Annotated in this window: 23 protein-coding genes; 15 read left to right on the top strand and 8 right to left on the bottom strand. The window is 34.4% G+C overall.

The features are described 5' to 3' along the window. The first annotated feature begins 74 nt into the window (after window positions 1-74). Window positions 75-536 (top strand): hypothetical protein, encoded by a 462-nt coding sequence (locus tag IIF7_RS10475; RefSeq protein WP_084841634.1) that lies wholly within the window; start codon window positions 75-77, stop codon window positions 534-536. Between the two features lie 9 nt (window positions 537-545). Here IIF7_RS10475 and IIF7_RS10470 read toward each other — a convergent pair whose 3' ends face one another. The 3 genes from IIF7_RS10470 to rpmH all read right to left on the bottom strand — a co-directional run bounded on the left by IIF7_RS10470 (window position 546) and on the right by rpmH (window position 4261). Continuing rightward, entirely contained in the window at window positions 546-950 is a 405-nt protein-coding gene (locus IIF7_RS10470; RefSeq protein ID WP_084841633.1) for a DUF423 domain-containing protein, read from the bottom strand. Window positions 951-1146: 196 nt separating this feature from the next. After that, window positions 1147-3999, bottom strand: a complete 2853-nt coding sequence (gene carB / locus IIF7_RS10465) for a carbamoyl-phosphate synthase large subunit (RefSeq protein ID WP_084841632.1) — start codon at window positions 3997-3999, stop codon at window positions 1147-1149. 103 nt (window positions 4000-4102) lie between these two features. Further along, window positions 4103-4261: a 50S ribosomal protein L34 gene (rpmH, locus tag IIF7_RS10460; RefSeq protein ID WP_013071475.1), complete on the bottom strand. Its 159-nt coding sequence runs from the start codon at window positions 4259-4261 to the stop codon at window positions 4103-4105. Between the two features lie 154 nt (window positions 4262-4415). On the opposite strand from rpmH, the gene IIF7_RS10455 reads away from it, so the two are divergent. After that, window positions 4416-4931, top strand: coding sequence for a hypothetical protein (locus IIF7_RS10455; RefSeq protein ID WP_084841631.1), 516 nt, complete (start codon window positions 4416-4418; stop codon window positions 4929-4931). Window positions 4932-5064: 133 nt separating this feature from the next. Then, window positions 5065-5796, top strand: coding sequence for a TlpA family protein disulfide reductase (locus IIF7_RS10450; RefSeq protein ID WP_084841630.1), 732 nt, complete (start codon window positions 5065-5067; stop codon window positions 5794-5796). Window positions 5797-5841: 45 nt separating this feature from the next. Here IIF7_RS10450 and IIF7_RS10445 read toward each other — a convergent pair whose 3' ends face one another. Both IIF7_RS10445 and IIF7_RS10440 read right to left on the bottom strand, forming a co-directional pair. Continuing rightward, window positions 5842-6807 carry a lytic transglycosylase domain-containing protein gene (locus tag IIF7_RS10445; protein ID WP_084841629.1) on the bottom strand — a complete coding sequence of 322 codons (966 nt, stop codon included), beginning with the start codon at window positions 6805-6807 and terminating at the stop codon, window positions 5842-5844. Window position 6808: 1 nt separating this feature from the next. After that, window positions 6809-7522 carry an alpha/beta hydrolase gene (locus IIF7_RS10440; protein ID WP_245801613.1) on the bottom strand — a complete coding sequence of 238 codons (714 nt, stop codon included), beginning with the start codon at window positions 7520-7522 and terminating at the stop codon, window positions 6809-6811. Between the two features lie 207 nt (window positions 7523-7729). On the opposite strand from IIF7_RS10440, the gene IIF7_RS10435 reads away from it, so the two are divergent. Together IIF7_RS10435 and IIF7_RS10430 are read left to right on the top strand one after the other, a co-directional pair. Further along, window positions 7730-8446 (top strand): pirin family protein, encoded by a 717-nt coding sequence (locus IIF7_RS10435; protein WP_084841628.1) that lies wholly within the window; start codon window positions 7730-7732, stop codon window positions 8444-8446. A 61-nt stretch (window positions 8447-8507) separates the two neighbouring features. Continuing rightward, on the top strand, window positions 8508-8816 hold the full coding sequence (locus tag IIF7_RS10430) for an N-acetyltransferase (protein ID WP_084841627.1): 309 nt from the start codon (window positions 8508-8510) through the stop codon (window positions 8814-8816). On the opposite strand, the gene mtaB is transcribed toward IIF7_RS10430, so the two are convergent. Next, entirely contained in the window at window positions 8813-10144 is a 1332-nt protein-coding gene (gene mtaB, locus IIF7_RS10425) for a tRNA (N(6)-L-threonylcarbamoyladenosine(37)-C(2))-methylthiotransferase MtaB (RefSeq protein WP_084841626.1), read from the bottom strand. The genes IIF7_RS10430 and mtaB overlap by 4 nt on opposite strands. A gap of 317 nt (window positions 10145-10461) precedes the next feature. On the opposite strand from mtaB, the gene IIF7_RS10420 reads away from it, so the two are divergent. The 3 genes from IIF7_RS10420 to IIF7_RS10410 all read left to right on the top strand — a co-directional run bounded on the left by IIF7_RS10420 (window position 10462) and on the right by IIF7_RS10410 (window position 11972). Further along, window positions 10462-11259, top strand: coding sequence for a HipA family kinase (locus IIF7_RS10420; RefSeq protein WP_084841625.1), 798 nt, complete (start codon window positions 10462-10464; stop codon window positions 11257-11259). Continuing rightward, complete coding sequence (locus IIF7_RS10415) at window positions 11237-11620, top strand: DUF3037 domain-containing protein (RefSeq protein WP_084841624.1); 384 nt, start codon at window positions 11237-11239, stop codon at window positions 11618-11620. Before IIF7_RS10420 ends, IIF7_RS10415 begins: the two co-directional genes overlap by 23 nt. 88 nt (window positions 11621-11708) lie before the next feature. Beyond that, a complete protein-coding gene (locus tag IIF7_RS10410; protein WP_084841623.1) occupies window positions 11709-11972 on the top strand; it encodes a hypothetical protein in 264 nt (87 codons plus the stop codon). A 266-nt stretch (window positions 11973-12238) separates the two neighbouring features. Here the strand turns inward: IIF7_RS10410 and IIF7_RS10405 are convergent, their stop codons facing one another. Further along, on the bottom strand, window positions 12239-13411 hold the full coding sequence (locus IIF7_RS10405; RefSeq protein ID WP_084841622.1) for a GlmU family protein: 1173 nt from the start codon (window positions 13409-13411) through the stop codon (window positions 12239-12241). 185 nt (window positions 13412-13596) lie between these two features. Next, complete coding sequence (locus IIF7_RS10400; protein ID WP_084841621.1) at window positions 13597-13854, bottom strand: type B 50S ribosomal protein L31; 258 nt, start codon at window positions 13852-13854, stop codon at window positions 13597-13599. Window positions 13855-14002: 148 nt separating this feature from the next. Between IIF7_RS10400 and IIF7_RS10395 the strand changes: the two genes are divergently transcribed. The 7 genes from IIF7_RS10395 (at window position 14003) to IIF7_RS10365 (ending at window position 21049) form a co-directional block, all read left to right on the top strand. Beyond that, window positions 14003-14542 carry a DUF4199 domain-containing protein gene (locus IIF7_RS10395; protein ID WP_084841620.1) on the top strand — a complete coding sequence of 180 codons (540 nt, stop codon included), beginning with the start codon at window positions 14003-14005 and terminating at the stop codon, window positions 14540-14542. A gap of 13 nt (window positions 14543-14555) precedes the next feature. Further along, window positions 14556-15515, top strand: coding sequence for a glycosyltransferase family 2 protein (locus IIF7_RS10390; RefSeq protein ID WP_084841619.1), 960 nt, complete (start codon window positions 14556-14558; stop codon window positions 15513-15515). Between the two features lie 68 nt (window positions 15516-15583). Then, window positions 15584-17314 carry a phospho-sugar mutase gene (locus tag IIF7_RS10385; RefSeq protein ID WP_084841618.1) on the top strand — a complete coding sequence of 577 codons (1731 nt, stop codon included), beginning with the start codon at window positions 15584-15586 and terminating at the stop codon, window positions 17312-17314. A gap of 15 nt (window positions 17315-17329) precedes the next feature. Then, on the top strand, window positions 17330-19159 hold the full coding sequence (locus tag IIF7_RS10380) for an ABC transporter ATP-binding protein (protein WP_084841617.1): 1830 nt from the start codon (window positions 17330-17332) through the stop codon (window positions 19157-19159). Between the two features lie 311 nt (window positions 19160-19470). After that, a complete protein-coding gene (locus tag IIF7_RS10375; RefSeq protein ID WP_084841616.1) occupies window positions 19471-20016 on the top strand; it encodes an RNA polymerase sigma factor in 546 nt (181 codons plus the stop codon). 32 nt (window positions 20017-20048) lie between these two features. Then, on the top strand, window positions 20049-20591 hold the full coding sequence (locus IIF7_RS10370) for a hypothetical protein (protein WP_084841615.1): 543 nt from the start codon (window positions 20049-20051) through the stop codon (window positions 20589-20591). A 5-nt stretch (window positions 20592-20596) separates the two neighbouring features. Then, a complete protein-coding gene (locus IIF7_RS10365) occupies window positions 20597-21049 on the top strand; it encodes a hypothetical protein (protein WP_084841614.1) in 453 nt (150 codons plus the stop codon). Window positions 21050-21181 lie beyond the last annotated feature (132 nt).

Raw genomic sequence — 21181 nt, 5'->3', positions numbered from 1 at the left:
GGCGCTGCCAATAAAATTTTGTTAAGCCATTGGCGTTTATTGAAAGACCAATTACCTTTATAAAAAATTAAGACATGAAAATTCGACTACTCACTCTTGGCTTAAGCGGAATTTTAATAATATCCTGCAAAAACAACGAAAATCAGGATACTAAAGATTCTGAAACTTTGGTTGAAGCTCAACAGCAATATGAAGAGGAAGAAGAAGAAATTCCTGTTATGATGTGCTATTTATACGCTTCAGAAACCGATACGATTAGTCTTAATATCGAGAAATTAGATAAAAATATTTCTGGAAGTCTTATTTATATGCTGAAAGAAAAAGATATAAATAGAGGTGAAATTTCAGGAGAAATGAAGGGTGATACGCTCTTTGCCGATTATGAGTTTATGAGCGAAGGCAAAACCTCGGTTAGACAAGTGATGTTTCTACAAAAAGAAAATCAACTAGTTGAAGGTTATCTCACTGAAGATAGCAAGAGTTATAAATTTAACGAAGACTTTGCTTTAACTCGCACAAATTGCGGTGTAAATTAAACGGAATTTTTATTGCGCAGGATTTAAATAGTTGGCAATTTCAGCTATATTGATCGTAAACAAGATCCACCCAATGATTAGGATAAGTCCGCCAAGCGGCGTCACAGGACCTAAAAAGCGTAGTTTCTTTCCTGCTGCGTCACTTAAAATTAATCCATAAATACTGAAAGAAAAGAGTAAAACGCCAATTACAAAACACCAGGCTGTTAGTTGCTGAGAAACTTCCCTAAACGGAAATGCAATTGCTGAAATAATAAGAATTAAAGCGTGATACATTTGGTAGCGCACTCCGGTTTCAAAACTTTTCTGCTGGTCTTCAGATAATTTCTTTTTTAAAGCGTGAGCTCCAAAAGCACCAAATATTACTGCTAAAGTTCCGTAAACACCTCCTATAATTAAAAAAAGCTCTTTCATTCTTTATAAAATTGATTCTGTTTTTATCGAATTTCAGGATAAATTCAGCATTAAAATTTTTTCAAAGTAAACTACCTCGAGGCAAGCCTAGCCGTAATATACCCTTTGGCCGTTCCAATAAAAAAATCCCCTGTAAGATTCGGTTTCAAAGAACCTAAAATTACAGAGGATTTTAGAGATATGAACTAAACTATCATTATTTGCTTAGGTACATTTTTCTACGCGTATAAAGATCGTAGAAATCGTCGTCTTTAAGGTCTTTAATGAATAAGATACTTTCTCCTGTACTCTTCATCTCTGGCCCTAATTGCTTATTCACCTTATGGAATTTCTCGAAAGAGAACACCGGCTGTTTAATCGCATAACCATCTAACTGTGGATTAAAGTTGAAATCTTTAACCTTTTTGTCTCCAAGCATCACTTTAGTTGCGTAGTTTACGTAAGGCTCTTTATAAGCTTTAGCGATAAACGGAACTGTTCTGGACGCTCTTGGGTTTGCCTCAATAATGTAAACTTTATCATCTTTTATGGCAAACTGGATATTGATTAATCCCACTGTATTTAGTGCCAATGCAATTTTCTTAGTGTGATCTTTTATTTGCTGAATCACTAAATCACCAAGTGTGAAAGGAGGTAGCAGTGCATTTGAATCGCCCGAGTGGATTCCACAAGGTTCGATATGCTCCATAATACCAATGATGTAAACATCCTCTCCATCACAAATCGCATCAGCTTCAGCTTCTATAGCTCCATCTAAGTAATGGTCTAATAATAATTTATTATTTGGAATCTTACGTAAAAGATCTACTACAGTTTCTTCTAATTCCTGCTTGTTAATTACGATCTTCATTCCCTGCCCACCAAGAACATAAGAAGGACGAACTAAAATTGGAAAATCTAACTGATCTGCTAATTTTAGTGCCTCTTCAGCATTTTCAGCAGTTCCAAATTCAGGATAAGGAATATCATTGTTTTGAAGAAGTGTAGAGAAACTACCACGATCTTCAGCAAGATCTAGTGCCTCAAAACTGGTTCCTATAATTTTAATTCCGTAGCGCTCTAATTTTTCAGCAAGTTTTAAAGCCGTTTGCCCACCAAGCTGAACGATTACACCTTCTGGATTTTCGTGACGAATAATATCGTAGATATGTTCCCAGAATACAGGCTCGAAATATAATTTATCTGCAACATCAAAATCTGTAGAAACCGTTTCTGGGTTACAGTTAATCATAATGGTTTCATAACCACATTCTGAAGCCGCTAAAACTCCGTGTACACAACTGTAATCAAACTCGATTCCCTGCCCAATTCTGTTTGGCCCAGATCCAAGAACAACAATCTTTTTACGATCTGTCACTACACTTTCGTTAGAGGTATAAACATTACCATCTGCAGTTTCGATTTCTGCTTCGAAAGTTGAGTAATAATAAGGAGTCTCTGCTTTAAACTCGGCCGCACAGGTATCTACAAGTTTGTAAACACGGTTAATATTTAATTCGCTTCGTTTATTGTAAACTTCACTTTCCAGACATTTTACCATGTAAGCAATCTGTCTATCTGCAAAACCTTTTTGTTTTGCTTCTAACATTAGCTCTTTTGGAAGTGAGTTGATATCGTATTTTGAAATTTCTTTTTCAAGAATGTAAAGCTCCTCGTATTGTCTTAGGAACCACATATCGATTTTAGTGATTTCGTGGATACGACTTAAAGGAATACCCGCCTGAATGGCATCATAAATTACAAAAACTCTATCCCAACTTGCATAGGTAAGTTTTTCGATAATTTCATCGTATTTGGTATATCCCTTACCATCGGCTCCAAGACCATTTCTCTTAATTTCTAGAGATTGAGTTGCTTTGTGTAAAGCTTCCTGGAACGAACGTCCAATACCCATTACCTCTCCAACCGCTTTCATCTGAAGACCTAAAGTTCTATCTGAACCTTCAAACTTATCGAAGTTCCAACGAGGTATTTTTACGATTACGTAGTCTAAAGATGGCTCAAATAAAGCTGAAGTAGATTGTGTAATCTGGTTATCAAGTTCATCTAAAGTATAACCTAAAGCTAATTTAGTTGCTACTTTTGCAATTGGATATCCTGTTGCCTTAGATGCTAAAGCAGAAGATCTGGATACACGAGGGTTAATCTCGATTGCATAGATTTCTTCTTTTTCATCTGGACTTACTGCAAACTGTACGTTACATCCACCGGCAAAATCACCAATGCTACGCATCATTTTAATAGCAAGATCACGCATTCTCTGAAAAGCGCTATCACTAAGCGTCATCGCAGGAGCAACAGTAATAGAATCACCGGTATGGATTCCCATAGGATCCATATTTTCGATAGTACAGATAATTACAACATTATCATTTTTATCACGAAGTAGCTCTAATTCGTACTCTTTCCAACCAAGAAGTGCTTTATCGATAAGAACTTCGTGAATAGGAGAAGCTTCCAGACCGCGAGTAAGCATCTCATCGAAATCTTCAGCTCTATGAACAAAACCTGCCCCGCTACCCCCTAAAGTAAAAGAAGCTCTAATTACTAATGGGAAACCAAATTCCTGAGCAACCTCTTTACCTTGTAAATAAGAAGTTACAGTTTTAGCAGGAGCAACCGGAATACCGATACGTCCCATTAATTGTTTAAACTGCTCTCTATCTTCTGTGATGTTTATCGCATCGATATCTACACCAATAAGCTTTACGTTATAATCTTTCCAGATTCCTTTATCGTCTGCTTCAATACAAAGATTCAAGGCAGTTTGTCCTCCCATCGTTGGTAATACTGCATCGATGTTTGGGTGTGCCTCAAGAATTTCAACAATAGACTTTGTAGTAAGTGGCTTAAGATAAACATGATCTGCCATAGAGGGGTCTGTCATGATCGTAGCCGGGTTAGAGTTGATAAGGATCGTCTCTATACCGTCTTCACGTAAAGATCTAAGTGATTGAGTTCCTGAATAATCGAATTCACAGGCCTGTCCGATCACAATCGGTCCAGAACCAATAATCAAAATACTTTTAAGATTGTTGTTTTTGGGCATTTTAAATTGTGTTGTGGTGGTATAAATGTAAGAAGCTATTAGATATAAAAAAAGGCGTTACCTAAAAAGTAACACCTTTAATATTTAAAATCACTAACTATCATTAGTGTTTATGTCTGTTTTCAGAAGATACAGATAATTTCTTTCTTCCTTTTGCTCTTCTTCTAGCAAGCACCTTTCTACCGTTCACACTAGCCATACGCTCTCTAAATCCGTGCTTGTTTTTTCTTTTTCTCTTAGATGGTTGAAACGTTCTTTTCATTTTACTGTATCTTTAAACTTCTGTGAAATCTTTTTTAATTGCTCTTTTTAAAACTGCGTGCAAATATACAAAGCTTTTTAACTCTTCCAAATAGAAAATTAAATTATTTTTAAATCTTTTTATTACCTTTGGCGGCTCAAAAATCATATAGACTATGTTCAATAAAAATATAAAGTTAGTTTTAGCGGGATTAGTTTTAGCGGCAGCCGTTTGGCAATTTATCGAAGGATACATTGGCAATGGTATTATGCTTATACTTTTAGCAGGAATCTTTGTATTTTTATATTTTAAGAACGAAATTATTCTTCTGGCTTTTTTACGCTTAAGAAAACAGGATTTTCCGGGTGCTAAAAAATGGCTGGATAAAATAAAGAATCCAGAAGGCGCACTTACCAAAAAGCAACAAGGTTATTATTGGTATTTACATGGGCTAATGGTTTCTCAAACAAATATTACCCAGGCCGAAAAACATTTCAAAAAGGCAATTAAACTTGGGCTTTCTATGGATCACGATTTGGCTATGGCAAAATTGAATCTTGCAGGTATAGCTATGACCAAAAGAAGGAAACGCGAAGCCACCAATCTTCTTGCTGAAGCTAAAAAACTTGATAAGCACGGTATGCTTACCGATCAAATTAGAATGATGAAACAGCAAATGAAAAAAATCTAAGCTGTAAATCTCTATTTTCAATTAATAACTTCGTGACGTATCGACTAATAATTAGGTTCTTAGTCGATATTTTTTCGCATTGCACTTGATATTGTTTATCTTTGGGGTACAATTAATTACAGTCTAAACTTCAATGAAGCAGTTTATATGTGCTATATTGATTTTTCTGTCTTTAAACGTGTCACTAGTTTCTGCTCAGGAAACCGACACTATCAAAAAAGATAAATTGCTCTTTACTGAAGCTTTAGCCCTACATTTAGCCGATTATAACGAGAAAGCAGACTTTGCTTTTAGACAGAGAAATTATAAAGAAGGCCAGCGTTTATTCGATTCTTTAACGGTGAACCACCTGGCAGGATCTTATATTGACAATTTTCAGTTTAATGATCTGAACAGAAAAGAAATTAATCTTTACGATTTCAACAAATCGATTTATCTAATTACTTATGCCTCCTGGTGCATCCCCGGCAAAGGTGCGATTCCTGCTATAAACGATATTGCCAAAAAATACAGAGATCAAATTCAGGTTATTGTGTTGTTTTGGGATACCAGGGATAAAGTAAAAAAAGTTTCTAAAGACTTTAATAAAGCTGTAAAAATCGTATATGTTGACGAGACTCAAAATAAATCGCCCTACATCGTAAAACAATTAAAACATTCGTTAGGACTTCCCACCTGCTTTCTTATTAACGAGGATAAGAAAATAATGGATATCACACGCTATACGGCAGTGGCTTATGGAACTCCGATTGAAAACGCATTAAAGAAAAACTTCAATCAAATTGATACAGGCATAGCAGCATATCTTATTAAAGATGAAGGTACTTTTTCAAAATCCAGATTAGTTGCTAAAGAGAAAAACTAAAAAAGGGCGTTTAAAACGCCCTTTTTTGGTTTTATATATTCCATTTTATTCTACCTGAGAATATCCCTGTGTGTAATATCCATCTTCAGGAATATCGATATAATATGCTTTACCTGATGCGTTATTTAAGTGCGCTTCACGTAACCAGGGATTATGAATTTTCAAAATTTTATAAGTAATACCATATTGCGCGGCAAAATCAGGGAAATCGTTTACGACGGTATCAACTTTTACTTTTTTTGTTGGGATATGCTGATAAAGATCTGATTCTTCAAACTTGAATCCATATTCGTAAGGGTTTGACATGATTTCTTTTAGCGCTAAGATCCTAAACATATAACGACCAGTTTCTTCTCCTAGCAATAAATCATAATAATCGGTTACTTTTTGTCGCTCTTGCTGTCTTGCTACACCTGCCCTACCCGCATTGTAAGCCGCTGCCGCCAATGTCCAGCTTCCAAAATCTGCTTTAGATTCTTTCAAGTACTGGCATGCAGCTCTTGTTGCTTTTTCAATGTGATAACGCTCATCCACATTACTATTAATTTCAAGACCAAGATCGCGCCCAGTTCCTTTTAATAACTGCCAGAAACCAACAGCATTTGCAGGACTTACCGCCTGTGTTAATCCGCTTTCAATAACAGCCAAATATTTAAAATCATCGGGCACACCTTCTTCTTTTAAAATAGGCTCGATTATAGGAAAATATTTATTAGCCCTTTTCATTAATAACAAAGCATTAGATTGCCAATACGTGTTAACTAATAATTCACGATCCAAACGTTCATGAATATCGGGATCTGTAAGCGGAACAGACTCTCCTGCAAAATTGATATTATCAGGAATACTTAATGCTTTAATTGTATAAACTTTAGCCACATTTTTATCGAACGTCTCCTGATACACTTCTTTATGTTCTTCCTGTATATCTGGACTTTGTACCGCCTCTGTAATTGCAAAAAAAACTGTCGCGGCTCCTACTACTATCAGTCCTGTTTTTAAGATTTTCATGTTATATTTTAATAATTTTCGGATTATTTTCTATTACTTTTCTTCCTTTCAGAATTAAATCTGGCAGATATTTATTAAACCACCTAAATCTATTAATGATCATTACGTGCGTTCCTCCTTTTACAACGATAGCATCTGTTATATATTTAATAGGAAAAACAATATCCTTATCTCCATGGATATGAATAATCTCTGGATTTACCGTAGTACAATCCCAATTTACCATATTCTGAATAGCCCACGAAAGATAATATTTATCACGAACCGACAAATACTGTCGATATAATTTTGCTCTTTTTTTAAGATAATCGTTTACCGCTACCTTTTCTAAATGATCTATATAATCTAGCAAACCAATTGGCAATAACTTATAAATACCTGTTTTGCTGGCAAACTTCATCTTTTTAGGCAGCTCGTCCCGGCATTTAATGCTAGAAATAATTATTAATCGCTGCACTTTTATATATTTTGCTATTTCCTGCACAATAACTCCGCCAAAAGAAACGCCAATTAAAACTATATTATCATGATGAATATTTTCAATTATTCGCTTAGAATAATCCTTTATACTTTCGTTATGAGCCGGAATTAGCCATTTTAACCAATGAATTTTAAATTGATCTTCGGGCAGCTCGATAAACTCAAAGATCGATGGATTGGCCGCCATTCCTGGCATAAAGTATACGTGAATCAATTGTTTAGCGCTATCACTCATGTTAGTAAAAGACCAAAAGCAGCCTTAAAAATTGTAATTTTACTCGATAATCGAGATTAAATATTAAGTTCCAGTCCCAATAGCTATCGGGATAGGAATACAGCAAAATAAAATAACATCTAGGTTAACCTCTATCAAGATTGCCTAGAGAAAGTTTACTTTCAAAAATAAGATTTAATTATTGGCTTACATAAAAGAAAAAGAAAAATGAAAAAGACAATTTATCCAGCAGATTTAAGAGGAAAGGCAGATTTTGGGTGGCTTAATGCCCGCTATTCTTTTAGCTTCGCAAATTATTTTAATCCTAATAATGTTCATTTTGGACTATTAAGAGTTTTAAATGATGATCTTGTAAAAGGCGGAATGGGTTTTGGAACGCATCCTCACCAAAATATGGAAATTATTAGCATCCCGCTACAAGGTGCCATTGCGCACAAAGATTCTATGGGAAATGCTTCAACAATTAATGCGGGTGAAGTACAGGTAATGAGTGCCGGTACTGGTGTAGAGCATAGCGAATTTAACCCAAATCATTCTGAAACTCTTAATCTTTTACAGATCTGGATTTTTCCTGAAAAAGAAAATGTAGAACCAAGATATGATCAAAAAAACTTTTCAGAATTATTAAGCCCTAATAAACTGGTAACCGTTGTTGGGCCTAAAGGAAATGATTTTGAAAATGCGCTTTGGATCCATCAGCAAGCTTATCTATCTCTTGGTAATTTTGAAGAAGGCACAAATTTTGATTATACTATAAAAGGAAAAAACAGTGGTGTTTATGCTTTTTTGATTGAAGGTGAAGCCAGCATCGACGGCGAAAAGCTAAACAAAAGAGATGCTATGGGAATTTCTGAAGTTACATCTTTTGAAGTTTCCTTCAGCAAAGAAAGTAAAATACTACTTATTGAAGTACCAATGGAGTAAGAATAACACTTTCTGAATTCGGTAAACCTACGATTTGCCGAATTCAGACTTAAATATTTATATGATGAATGAAGAGGATTTTAAAATTACCAACAATGAATTTTTAAGACAATTCGAAACTACGCTAAATGGCGAATTAGCCATTATTGAGTATGCCGACCAGGAGCGCAAAATTTTTCTTACTAAACTAAGAATGCCCAAAGAGGTAGAGGATGAAGAAACTACCAACAAATTTATCGAGGCCGTTTTAGCTGAAATTAAAGAAAATACTAATTTTAGAGTAATGCCAACGCATCCCGATATTGCCAAATTTATGCGGCGAAACCGCAGAAAATACAAAGATCTTTTACCTGTAGGAATTAATATTTAAGCAATAATTGCTTCTTTCACGTATTCAAATCTTACAAGACCGTCTTCGTCAATTTCGGTAAGCTGAATTTGATGAAGCGTATTTACAAGCTCCGGATTCCACGGGGCTTTTACTTTTACATAATTCTCTGTAAATCCGTGAATGTAACCTTCTTTATTTTCACCTTCAAAAAGAACGGTGTGCGTTGTTCCTAACTGACTTTCGTAAAATGCTCTACGCTTTTTAGCAGAAAGACCACGCAACATTTTACTACGTTTTTTACGAACCTTATTAGAAACCACTCCGCTCATCTCAGCAGCTGGAGTATTATCACGTTCAGAATAGGTGAAAACGTGTAGATAAGAAATATCAAGTTCAGTCAAAAATTTATAAGTTTCCAGAAAATGCTCATCGGTCTCACCAGGAAAACCAACAATTACATCTACACCAATACAGGCATCTGGCATCACTTTTTTAATTTGCGCAACGCGATCTACATATAATTCACGTAAATAACGACGACGCATCAATTTTAAAATATCATTACTCCCACTCTGTAGCGGAATATGAAAATGCGGCACAAACGTATTACTTTGCGACACAAAATCGATGGTCTCGTTTTTAAGCAAATTCGGTTCGATAGAAGAGATTCTAAGCCTTTCGATACCGTCAACTTCATCTAAAGCTTTTACCAAATCCAGGAAAGTATGCTCATGCTTTTTATTGCCAAACTCACCTTTCCCATAGTCACCAATATTCACCCCGGTAAGCACAATTTCTTTAATGCCCTGTTCAGAAATTTCAGCTGCATTTTTTAAAACATTCTCCAGCTTGTCACTCCTTGAAATTCCGCGTGCTAAAGGAATTGTACAATACGTACATTTATAATCACAACCATCCTGAACTTTTAGAAAGGCACGGGTACGATCACCAATAGAATAAGATCCTACATAAAAATCGGCTTCCTGAATTTCGCAACTGTGTACTTCTCCAAAATCGTTCTTGGAAAGATCATTAAGATAATCTGTAATCTTAAATTTTTCTGTAGCCCCCAAAACAAGATCAACTCCATCTACCGCAGCCAATTCTTCTGGTTTTAATTGCGCGTAACAACCAACACCAACAATAAAAGCATCTTCATTTGATTTCTGAGCCTGTTTTACAATGGTTTTAAAGCGCTTATCTGCATTTTCTGTAACAGAGCATGTGTTGATCACATAAATATCTGCATGCTCGTTAAATTCTACCTTCTGAAATCCTTCATCCTGGAAAGATCTTGCTATAGTTGAAGTTTCAGAGAAATTTAATTTACATCCTAGCGTATAAAAAGCAACTTTTTTATCCATCATTTTCCTGCTCTTTTCAGCAAAAACACGTTTTACCTTAGTTGGGCTGCAAATATACTATCTAAAATTGGTTTACTAAAATTGGCACTATTGTTTTAAACTTTGTAAATCAACCGCTTAAAAAATTATTCCTCTATTTTAACCAATATCGATAATTAGGAAAGATTAATTACTGAAGAATTTTAAAAAAATAATGCTTTAAAACATCCAATTTCAGCATAAATGCTATTAAACTATAATTATAAAAACTGCTGCCATTTTCCACAATCTTAGGTTTACCAGCATTTATAAAAATTTATATTTGCTGAAAATTATAAGCGATGAGGAGTAAAGATTTAGATTTACGAAGGGTTAATGTGATGCGATATATCACGCCTTTACGAGAAGGCGGTTCTTTACCTGCGCTGGCGGATGCCGACGATGATTTTAAATATGTGATAAAATTTAGAGGCGCGGGGCATGGTAGCAAAGCTTTAATTGCCGACTTAATTGGTGGTGAAATTGCACGTTTTTTAGGCTTTAATGTTCCTGAAATTGTTTTTGCTGAATTAGACGAAGCTTTTGGTAGAACTGAGGGTGATGAAGAAATTCAGGATTTACTAAAAGGGAGTCAGGGCTTGAATTTAGGCCTTCATTTTCTATCTGGAGCAATAAATTATGATCCTGTGGTTACTGAAATCGATCCTGAAACCGCTTCGAAAATTGTTTGGCTGGATGCTTATTTAACCAATATCGATCGTACATTTAGAAACACCAATATGTTAAGCTGGCACAAAGAATTATGGCTTATAGATCATGGTGCTTCGTTATATTTTCATCACTCCTGGACCAACTGGGAGAAAACCGCAAAAACACCGTTTGCTTTTATCAAAGATCATGTTTTACTGCCACAAGCCGCTAAACTTAAGGAAGCCGATAACGAGTTTAAAAAGAAATTAACTCCTGAAGTTTTACAAAATATCGTGAATTTAATTCCTGAAGATTGGTTATTTTGGGAAGGCACCGACGAATCTCCTGAAGAAATTAGAGAAGTTTACTTTAACTTCTTAAAAATACGATTAACTCATTCTGAAATTTTCACAAAACAAGCGCAAGATGCAAGAGAATCACTTATATGAGTATGCCGTAATTAGGATCGTTCCTAAGGTTGAACGTGAAGAATTTATAAATGTGGGCGTGGGAATTTATTCTAAAAGTACCAGATTTATAAATATGCGCTATTATCTTAATAAAGAAAAATTAAAAGCTATTTGCCCCGATTGCGATCTAGAAGAAATCGAAAAAAACTTAGATTCTTTTAAACGCATTTGTAAAGGTGCAAAAAATGCGGGCCCAATTGGACAAATGGATGCAGCTTCCAGGTTTCGATGGTTAACTGCTACAAGAAGTTCAGTAATTCAGACTTCTAAAACACACCCGGGCTTTAGTAAGGATTTACAAAAAACCTTAGATTGTTTGTTTGAGGAGTTGGTTTTGTAAGATTGAATAGTGAATAGTGAATAGTGAAATGTTAGATAATAGCTTTTAAACAGGCCAAAATCTATTTTCTTATATCTCCATTCTAAATATGAGTTTTGGTAGTGCCATAGCAGCAATTGTAAGTCAGCGAAACAATAGGAGAAAAAGAACTTCTCAGCTAGAGCGCTATGCGGAGAAGACAGGAGCTAAACATGGAAAACTTAGTGAACACGATAAACTTTCTAAAGAAGAACTAAGTAAATTAGGCGAGAAAATTAAGACTGAAAATAACAATAAGCGGCAAAGAGTTGTCGCCTTTACCGCTATAATTATGATTATTGTTATTTCAATTTTTATGTATTTTATGTTCTAGACTCCCTGCTTTTTTAGATATTAAAAATCTAATATCTAAAAGCGAGACGTACTAAAATCCTAAGAAACTAAATCCAGCCTAGCGAACCGAAAGACAGATCCGGATGAAATAATACCAACAGTTTTAGTCAAATACAATTTTCTCTAATCTATTTTCCAAAAAAGCTAAAAGCTAACAGCTGACTTCTTCTCATTCAACAGAAAGAAGTGATAAGCATTTGACTTAGATTCACTGTAAACTGTAAACCGCAAACAGTTAACTAGCCACTAATACCTACGATATTTAGAAGTTTCTTCAAAAACATGTTCTAAAATTGCTTCATCCTGCTCGGTGAATTCCATTTTACGACGTTCTAAAACAAGCCTGGCAACTTCAAAAACTTTTTTGGTTTGATAGGTCGTCATTCCTGCGCTTCCACCCCAACTAAAACTTGGGATAAAATTCCGTGGATATCCAGTTCCGAAGATATTACAACTCACACCAACCACTGTGCCGGTATTAAACATCGAATTGATTCCGCATTTACTATGATCGCCCATCATTAAACCACAAAATTGTAGTCCGGTTTTAGCGAAACCTTCAGTTTCGTAATCCCATAAACGGACTTCAGCATAGTTATTTTTAAGGTTGGAATTGTTGGTATCTGCACCCAAATTACACCATTCACCCAACACCGAATTCCCTAAATAACCTTCGTGACCTTTGTTAGAGTTTTGAAATAAAACCGAATTATTAATCTCTCCTCCTGCTCTACTTCCGGGACCAATAGTTGTAGCTCCGTAGATCTTGGCACCCATTTTCACAATGGCCTCTTCACCAATTGCAATAGGTCCTCTAAAAAAGCAGCCTTCCATTACCAATGCGTCTTTTCCGATATAAATTGGACCATTACTGGCGTTTAAAGAACAATTTTCTACCACAGCACCTTCCTCGATAAAAATATTTTCGGCGTTTTTTACATAATTTGAGGGATCTATAGGCTGAGATTCGCGATCTTCAGTAATCAATTCAAAATCAAACTTTATAGCAATATCATTCTTTGAAAAAATATCCCAGGTATGCTCTAATTTTAGTACATCTCCAGCAATCTCAAATTGTTTATATACTGAAAAATCTACGTCCTGATCTTCTTCGGTGTAAAAAGCAACAATTTCTTCTCCATCAAAAATTGCTTCGTTTTTTTGTAGATTCTTAACCTGATCGATAAATGCTGAAGAAGGAAAATATGCAGCATTTATCATAATATTTTCTTCGAACTCTACCAAAGGCCATTTTTCACTTAAATAATCTTCGGTAATTGTTGATGTGGTACTACCAAGAATATATTCCCAACGTTCTCTCATACTTAAAATTCCAAAACGAATATCTGCCACCGGCCTTGTAAAAGTAAATGGGAGCAATTGGTTTCTTACCGAACCATCAAAAAGTATATAATTCATTTCCGCACAAAATTTTTATAAAGTTAAAGCGAATTAGTGAAGTTTAAAGAAAATGACGTTAAATTCAATTTAAAATTGCCTGTTTTTAAATCAGATTATAAAACATAACAATTTCAAGATGAATTATTTGCAATAAAAAAAGGCTGCAAATTGCAGCCTTAATATATCGTTGAATCCAAATAGAATTATTTGTTCTTTTTGAATTTAGCGTATTTGTTCTTGAATTTATCAATTCTACCAGCACTATCAACTAATTTAGTCTGTCCTGTGTAGTAAGGATGAGAAGTTCTAGAAATCTCCAATTTGATTAATGGATACTCAGTACCTTCTACCTCGATAGTTTCTCTTGTCTTTGCGGTAGATTTTGTAATGAATACATCGTCGTTAGACATATCTTTAAATGCTACCAATCTATAATTTTCCGGATGGATTCCTTGCTTCATCGCTTTGATCTTTTAATTTTCAGGCTGCAAATTTAAACATTTTCTTTATTAATACAATAAAAATTAAAAAATATTTTTTATTTATTCCCTATGTAACGTTTTACTATATTTGCTTACTAACCGATAAACAACAAAATTAATCAAAAAAATGGAAAACTCTACTTCAGTTAAATCGGTTGCCGCTCCTTTCGGAATTTACATTGGTATATTTCTAAGTTTAGTAACTGTACTCGCTTATGTATTCAATTTAGAATTATTTACTAAATGGTGGCTAGGTGTTCTTAATTTCATCATCATAATTGCATTTCTAGTTGCTGCCGAAATCAAAACAAGAAAAGTAATAGCCAATCCCGCTTTTTCTTTTAAAGATGCATTTATCGCCGCTTTTATTCCAATTGCAATTGGAATGCTTATTAGTACAATTACAACAATAATTATCTTTAATTTTGTAGATCCTGAGGCAGCACAAGTAGTTATGGAATATACTGCTGAAATGACTAGAAATATGATGAGTGGATTTGGTGTTCCTGAAGCAGATATTAACGAAGCGGTTCAGGAAGTAATGTCAAATAATCAATTTTCATTATTAAACCAGCTTAAATCATATATATATCAGTTGGCTTTTTGGGCGGTAATTGGTCTTATTCTGGCATTGATTTTCAGAAAAAAAGATCCTCAGGCTTATTAGAAAATAAAATTTAATGCAGATTTCCGTAGTAATACCTCTTCTTAACGAAGAGCAATCTTTAGCAGAATTATACAATTGGATCGCAAAAGTAATGCGATCCAATTCCTTTTCTTATGAGATCATCTTTATAGACGATGGCAGTACAGATAATTCCTGGAAAACTATCGCTGCAATTGCCGATAAAGACAAAGCGGTTAAAGGCATAAAATTTAATCGTAATTATGGCAAATCTCAGGCTTTACATGCCGGATTTTTAAAAGCTGAAGGTGATGTAGTGATCACCATGGATGCCGATCTACAGGATAATCCAGATGAAATTCCAGAACTTTATAAAATGATTTCTGAAGAAGAGTATCAATTAGTTTCTGGCTGGAAAAAGAAAAGATATGACTCGGTTTTAGCTAAAAATCTACCTTCAAAATTATTTAATGCTGCGGCAAGAAAAACTTCAGGATTAAAATTGCATGATTTTAATTGCGGACTAAAAGCTTACAACAAAGCGGTTATAAAAAACATCGATGTTTACGGAGAAATGCATCGCTACATCCCGGTTTTGGCAAAAAATGCAGGCTTTTATAAAATTGCCGAAAAAGAAGTAAAACATCAGGCTAGAAAATATGGTAAAACCAAATTTGGTCCCGAACGTTTTATTTTTGGCTTTCTGGATCTTTTAACCATTTGGTTTTTATCTAAATTTGGCCGCAGACCAATGCATTTATTTGGATCTTTGGGCGTCTTGATGTTTGTCATTGGATTTTTTACCGCTGGATATGTAGGATTTTCCAAACTTTATAAAATGTATAATAACGAACCTAATATCCTTGTTGCACTAAATCCCTGGTTTTATATTGCACTAACCGTGATGATTATAGGTTCTCAACTTTTCCTGGCAGGATTTGTTGGCGAATTAATATTAAGAAGCAAGCGAGATAAAGAACGTTATCTTATTACTAAAACAACAGAGAATTATTAAGTTTCAAGATAGAAAATATTATTTTTGAACTCTATTTTGTGTGAACTACTAAAACTAAAACCAAAATTATGTCACAACCTAAACCTGAAATTTTAGCGAAAGCCCAAACCTGGCTTACCGATGTTTTTGATGAAGAAACGAAGCAAGAGATTAATAATCTTATAGAAAACAATCCTGCAGAATTAGAGGATAGTTTTTACAAAAATGCAGAGTTTGGTACAGGTGGAATGCGCGGAGTGATGGGTGTTGGTACTAACCGAATCAACAAATACACGTTAGGAAAAAATACACAAGGACTTTCTAATTTCCTTAAAAGAGAATTTTCTGATGAAGCGCTAAAAGTTGCGATTGCTTACGATTGTAGAAATAATAGTAAAGAACTGGCTCAGGTTGTTGCAGATGTTTTTTCAGCTAATGATATTGAAGTTTTCTTATTTTCAGATCTAAGACCTACTCCAGAGCTTTCTTTTGCCGTAAAAGATCTTGATTGTCACTGCGGAATTGTTTTAACAGCGAGTCATAATCCACCAGAATATAATGGATATAAAGTGTACTGGCAGGATGGGGGGCAATTAGTACCACCACAGGATAAAGCTTTGGTTGAAGAGATTAATGGATTAGAATATGAGGCAATTAGCTTTGATGCGAAAGCCGATCTTATTCATAAAATCGATAAAGAAGTTGACGAAAAATTTATCGATGCCTCAGTAGCAAACGGAAGTTTTGATACTTCAGCAGAAGCAAAAGCAGACCTTGCAATTGTTTTCACTTCACTTCACGGTACTTCTATCACTATGGTTCCGCCGGTACTGGAAAAAGCAGGTTTCAGCAATGTAACTATTGTTGAAGAGCAACGCGAACCAGATGGTAATTTCCCTACAGTAAAATCTCCTAACCCAGAAGAGCCAGAAGCTCTAAAAATGGCTTTGGATATTGCTGAAGAAAAAGGAGCTGATATTGTAATTGGTACAGATCCAGATTGTGACCGTTTAGGAATTGCGGTTAGAAATAGCGAAAATAAGCTTGAGCTTTTAAATGGAAATCAAACCATGATCGTAATGACCTGGTTCCTTTTAGAGCAATGGAAAAAAGCTGATAAGATGGATGGTAACGAGTTTATTGCTTCTACCATCGTTTCTACACCAATGCTTAAAAACCTTTCTGAAGCTTACGGAGTTGAATACAAAGAGGTTTTAACTGGATTTAAATGGATCGCCAAGTTAATTAAAGATCATCCAGAATTAGATTTTATTGGTGGTGGTGAAGAAAGTTTTGGTTATATGGTGGGCGACTTTGTTCGCGATAAAGATGCCGTAACCTCTACCCTATTAGCTTGCGAAATTTCAGCATTCTTAAAAGCTCAGGGAAGCTCGTTCTACGAAAAATTATTAGAACTTTATACCACTTACGGTTTATATAAGGAAGAATTAATTTCTTTGGTTAAAAAAGGAATCGAAGGTGAGCAGGAGATCAAACAAATGCTTATCGATCTTAGAGAAAAACCATGGGAAACCATTGATGGTGAGAAAGTGGTTTTAGTTGAAGATTATCAATCTTCTATCGCTAAAAACCAAAACGACCATACCGAAAGTGAAATCACTATTCCAAAGTCTAACGTACTAATTTATTATACTGAAGATGGAACCAAGATCGCAGCTCGCCCAAGTGGAACTGAGCCAAAGATCAAATTCTACTTCAGTGTAAATACTTCTTTAGAAAGCGTAAGTGATTTTGAAGAAAAGAATAAAGAATTAAAAGAAAAGATTAGCCGAATTAAAGCTGAATTGCAATTAGGCTAAGGTCTTAGTTATTATATGAGTTACTTAAAAAAAGTTCTTCAGTTTGCGAAGCCTTATAAACGCTACGCAATATTGAATATTATTAGCAATGTTTTTTACGCCCTTTTTAGCACCTTATCCTTTTTGGCGTTTATCCCAATGCTACAGGTGCTATTTCAGGTAAACGAACCAATTACCTCCAAACCTGTTTGGGATGGTGATTTACTGAGTTTTAAAGATTTTGCTGAGCAGTATGCGAACTTTTTTTTAAATCAACGGATAGAAGAATATGGGCAGATCTCTGCCCTTATTACTATCTGTATTGTGATAGTTATCCTGTTTTTTATCAAGAACATGTTTAATTATCTGGCGATGTATTTTATCGCAACTTTAAGAAATGGAATGCTTAAAGATATTCGAGATAAGATATATTCTAAAATTACAGAGCTTCCTGTCTCTTATTTTTCTGAAAAGCGTAAGGGTGATATCATTTCAAGAATTACCAGTGATGTGCAGGAAATACAATCTTCGTTTTTAAGTATGTTAGAAATGTTCGTAAAAGAACCACTAACATTACTATTCACCTTGATTTTTATGATCGTCCTTAGCTGGAAACTAACAATTTTTGTTCTTATATTTTTACCGATTTCAGGATTGATAATTTCTTCAATAGGTAAGAAATTAAAGGCAAAATCTACTAGCGCTCAACAGGAAAACGCCCACTTTTTATCTATTGTTGAAGAAACACTTTCCAGCCTTAAGATCGTTAAAGGTTTTAATGCTGAAGATAAATTCAAAAGTAAGTTTAAAGAAAGTACCAGCCGATTAAACAATATTTTAAATGCCTTACTGCATCGCCAAAACCTTGCTTCTCCTATGAGTGAATTTTTAGGAGTTTTGGTTATTACGATCGTGCTTTGGTTTGGTGGAAATATGGTCTTGATCGATGAAACCATGGATGCCGCTACTTTTATAGGCTTTTTAGTATTAACCTATAACATTCTTACTCCGGCAAAAGCAATTTCAAAAGCAACTTATAGCGTACAACGAGGAAATGCAAGTTCTGAACGTATTTTAGAAATCATCGAAACCGAAACTACTTTAAAAGATGCTCCTAATGCTATTCAAAAAGAAAATTTTGATGCAAAAATTGAGGTTAAAAACATCGATTTTAAGTATGAAAAAGAGCTTGTTTTAAAGAATTTTAGCATGAATGTTCCTAAAGGGCAAACAATTGCACTAGTAGGACAGTCTGGAAGTGGAAAATCTACCATTGCCAACTTAATTACTCGTTTTTACGATGTTAACGATGGAAGTATAAAAATTGATGGTGTTGATATTCGTGAAATTTCAAAGCAATCTTTACGGAATTTAATGGGGCTTGTTACCCAGGATTCTATTTTATTTAATGATAGCATTCGTAATAATATTGCTTTGGGGAAGGACGACGCTACAGAAGAAGAAATTATTGCGGCACTAAAAATTGCCAATGCCTGGGAGTTTATTTCTCAAATGCCACAAGGCTTAGATACTAATATTGGTGATTCTGGAAACAAATTAAGTGGCGGACAAAAACAACGTCTATCGATTGCAAGAGCGGTACTTAAAAATCCGCCAATTATGATCCTGGACGAAGCGACTTCAGCACTAGATACTCAAAGTGAAAAATTAGTACAACAAGCCTTAGAAAATATGATGCGAAATCGAACTTCGATCGTTATCGCGCATAGATTAAGCACTATCCAAAATGCCGATAATATTATCGTGATGCAACATGGCGAAATTGTAGAACAGGGAAAACATGAAGAATTATTGGCCAAAAATGGAACCTACCAAAAACTTGTAGCAATGCAATCTTTCGCATAGATAATTACTAAAATTCGATAAAATTTTGCATAAAAAAATGAATGCAGGTAAAGCATTCATTTTTTAATCTTTGATTGTGGGCAAAAAAGATCTTTATTTCCTATTTAAGTTATTCAAAATTAGACCATAAGACTTAAAAGGCAAATTAAAACTACTTTTTAACAGCATTTTATGCTTTTTATCTAATTCAAATCTAAATTTTGTAAGAATTTACTCGGCAATAAATTTATAACACAATAATTACTCAGCTTCAAAGTTTTCTATATTTTAGCCAAACCATCTTAAAGGGATAGTAATCTAAATTTTTTCCCTTGGAAAAGACCGAAAATTTACTTGTACAACAACTAAAGGATAGTAAAACTTCACAGCAAGCTTTCAGGGAACTTGTATCGCAATACAAGGAGCGATTGTATTGGCATATAAGAAATATTGTAAAAGATCATGACGATGCTCACGATGTTTTGCAAAATACCTTCATTAAAATTTTCAGGAATATCGATCAATTTAAAGGAGATAGTAAACTATTTTCCTGGATGTATCGTATTGCAACCAACGAATCGATTACATTTCTGAATAAAAAATCGAAGCGTTTACAAATTTCCTCAGACGATCTTCAGGATGCAATTATTAACAATCTTGAAAGTGATGTTTACTTTGAAGGATCAGAAATTCAGCTTAAACTTCAAAAAGCAATTGCCAGTTTGCCGCAAAAGCAGCAGCAGGTTTTTAATATGAAGTATTTTGAAGAATTAAAATATCGCGAAATTGCTGATATTTTAGAAACCAGTGAGGGCGCTTTAAAAGCATCTTATCATATTGCTGTAAAAAAAATTGAAGAATTTTTAAAAACAAATTAAACCTTTTTAATTTATACAAGTCAAATATTCAAATGAAGGAAGAGAAATTACCATATCATGGCGCCTCTGGCTTTAAAGTGCCTTCCGGATATTTCGATAATCTGGAGGATAACTTATTTGATAAGGTTTTTAATGAAGAAAAGCAGTTAGAAGAAAAAGCATTACCTGCTAAAACTGGTTTTAAAGTTCCTGATGCTTACTTTGATGGTCTTGAAGATCTACTGGTTAAAAAAGTAGAAACACAGCAACCCGTAAATCAACCAAAAGTAATAAAAGGCAACTTCAGAAAAACTTTATTCTATGCCGCTGCGGTAGCTGCTATTTTTGTTGGTTTGTATACCACAATTTTCACATTGGGGAATAAACAAACTGCTAATTGGGATGATGTAGAACTTTCTGCAATAGAGTATTACATAGATCAGGGTTATATTGATCTTTCTGATACAGAATTTTCTAATATGATCATCGAAGATGGTTACATTGTAGAGGAATCAGATTTCGCTACAATGAGTAATGAAGCTATGTTTGAATATATAGATGAGAATGTTGAAGATCCTTCTTATATTTTAGAATAATTGCTATGAAAAAGATTGTATTAGTACTTTTATTGATTTTAGGCTTTTCAACAGCGCAGGCGCAGGATGATAAAGAAAGAGAACGTATAAAATCTTTAAAAATCGCTTTTATTACTCAGGAACTTAACCTTAGTAATAAAGTAGCTCAAAAATTCTGGCCCATTTACGATAAATACGAAGAAAATCGTCGTGAACTTTATCGTAGAGAGCATAGAGACATAAATGATATCGAATGCATTTCTGAAAGTAAAGCAAATGATCTACTTAAAGAGTTTGTAGAGATTGAAAAAGAAGATTACGAGCTTAAAAAACAGTATTTTGCAGATTTAAAAACCATTCTTTCTGCTCCTGAGATTATTAAATTACATCAATTAGAAGAAGATTTTCACAGGAAATTGATTAGAGAATATCGCGCTCGCCAACAAAAAGAGCGTCAAAAAAATAATGAAGAAGAATAATTTAAAAGTATAGAACTTTTAGTTTTTTGGTTAGTTAGTAGTAAGAATTCCGGTTGGCATTAAGTTGTCCTCCGGAATTCTTTTTTATAACTTATTTTATTTCTGTAAAAACCTTCAAAACTAAATACTAAG

The organism is Zunongwangia atlantica 22II14-10F7 (assembly GCF_002094855.1).
In the GTDB taxonomy this organism is placed as follows: Bacteria; Bacteroidota; Bacteroidia; order Flavobacteriales; family Flavobacteriaceae; genus Zunongwangia; species Zunongwangia atlantica.
The sequence above is the reverse complement of the archived record's forward strand: the minus strand, read 5'-3'. Positions and strand labels throughout refer to the sequence as shown.

Bases quoted from the DNA above. Each gene is read 5' to 3' on its own strand.
- IIF7_RS10475 (WP_084841634.1), top strand. From the start codon at position 75: ATGAAAATTCGACTACTCACTCTTGGCTTAAGCGGAATTTTAATAATA.
- IIF7_RS10470 (WP_084841633.1), bottom strand. From the start codon at position 950: ATGAAAGAGCTTTTTTTAATTATAGGAGGTGTTTACGGAACTTTAGCA.
- carB (WP_084841632.1), bottom strand. From the start codon at position 3,999: ATGCCCAAAAACAACAATCTTAAAAGTATTTTGATTATTGGTTCTGGA.
- rpmH (WP_013071475.1), bottom strand. From the start codon at position 4,261: ATGAAAAGAACGTTTCAACCATCTAAGAGAAAAAGAAAAAACAAGCAC.
- IIF7_RS10455 (WP_084841631.1), top strand. From the start codon at position 4,416: ATGTTCAATAAAAATATAAAGTTAGTTTTAGCGGGATTAGTTTTAGCG.
- IIF7_RS10450 (WP_084841630.1), top strand. From the start codon at position 5,065: ATGAAGCAGTTTATATGTGCTATATTGATTTTTCTGTCTTTAAACGTG.
- IIF7_RS10445 (WP_084841629.1), bottom strand. From the start codon at position 6,807: ATGAAAATCTTAAAAACAGGACTGATAGTAGTAGGAGCCGCGACAGTT.
- IIF7_RS10440 (WP_245801613.1), bottom strand. From the start codon at position 7,522: ATGAGTGATAGCGCTAAACAATTGATTCACGTATACTTTATGCCAGGA.
- IIF7_RS10435 (WP_084841628.1), top strand. From the start codon at position 7,730: ATGAAAAAGACAATTTATCCAGCAGATTTAAGAGGAAAGGCAGATTTT.
- IIF7_RS10430 (WP_084841627.1), top strand. From the start codon at position 8,508: ATGATGAATGAAGAGGATTTTAAAATTACCAACAATGAATTTTTAAGA.
- mtaB (WP_084841626.1), bottom strand. From the start codon at position 10,144: ATGATGGATAAAAAAGTTGCTTTTTATACGCTAGGATGTAAATTAAAT.
- IIF7_RS10420 (WP_084841625.1), top strand. From the start codon at position 10,462: ATGAGGAGTAAAGATTTAGATTTACGAAGGGTTAATGTGATGCGATAT.
- IIF7_RS10415 (WP_084841624.1), top strand. From the start codon at position 11,237: ATGCAAGAGAATCACTTATATGAGTATGCCGTAATTAGGATCGTTCCT.
- IIF7_RS10410 (WP_084841623.1), top strand. From the start codon at position 11,709: ATGAGTTTTGGTAGTGCCATAGCAGCAATTGTAAGTCAGCGAAACAAT.
- IIF7_RS10405 (WP_084841622.1), bottom strand. From the start codon at position 13,411: ATGAATTATATACTTTTTGATGGTTCGGTAAGAAACCAATTGCTCCCA.
- IIF7_RS10400 (WP_084841621.1), bottom strand. From the start codon at position 13,854: ATGAAGCAAGGAATCCATCCGGAAAATTATAGATTGGTAGCATTTAAA.
- IIF7_RS10395 (WP_084841620.1), top strand. From the start codon at position 14,003: ATGGAAAACTCTACTTCAGTTAAATCGGTTGCCGCTCCTTTCGGAATT.
- IIF7_RS10390 (WP_084841619.1), top strand. From the start codon at position 14,556: ATGCAGATTTCCGTAGTAATACCTCTTCTTAACGAAGAGCAATCTTTA.
- IIF7_RS10385 (WP_084841618.1), top strand. From the start codon at position 15,584: ATGTCACAACCTAAACCTGAAATTTTAGCGAAAGCCCAAACCTGGCTT.
- IIF7_RS10380 (WP_084841617.1), top strand. From the start codon at position 17,330: ATGAGTTACTTAAAAAAAGTTCTTCAGTTTGCGAAGCCTTATAAACGC.
- IIF7_RS10370 (WP_084841615.1), top strand. From the start codon at position 20,049: ATGAAGGAAGAGAAATTACCATATCATGGCGCCTCTGGCTTTAAAGTG.
- IIF7_RS10365 (WP_084841614.1), top strand. From the start codon at position 20,597: ATGAAAAAGATTGTATTAGTACTTTTATTGATTTTAGGCTTTTCAACA.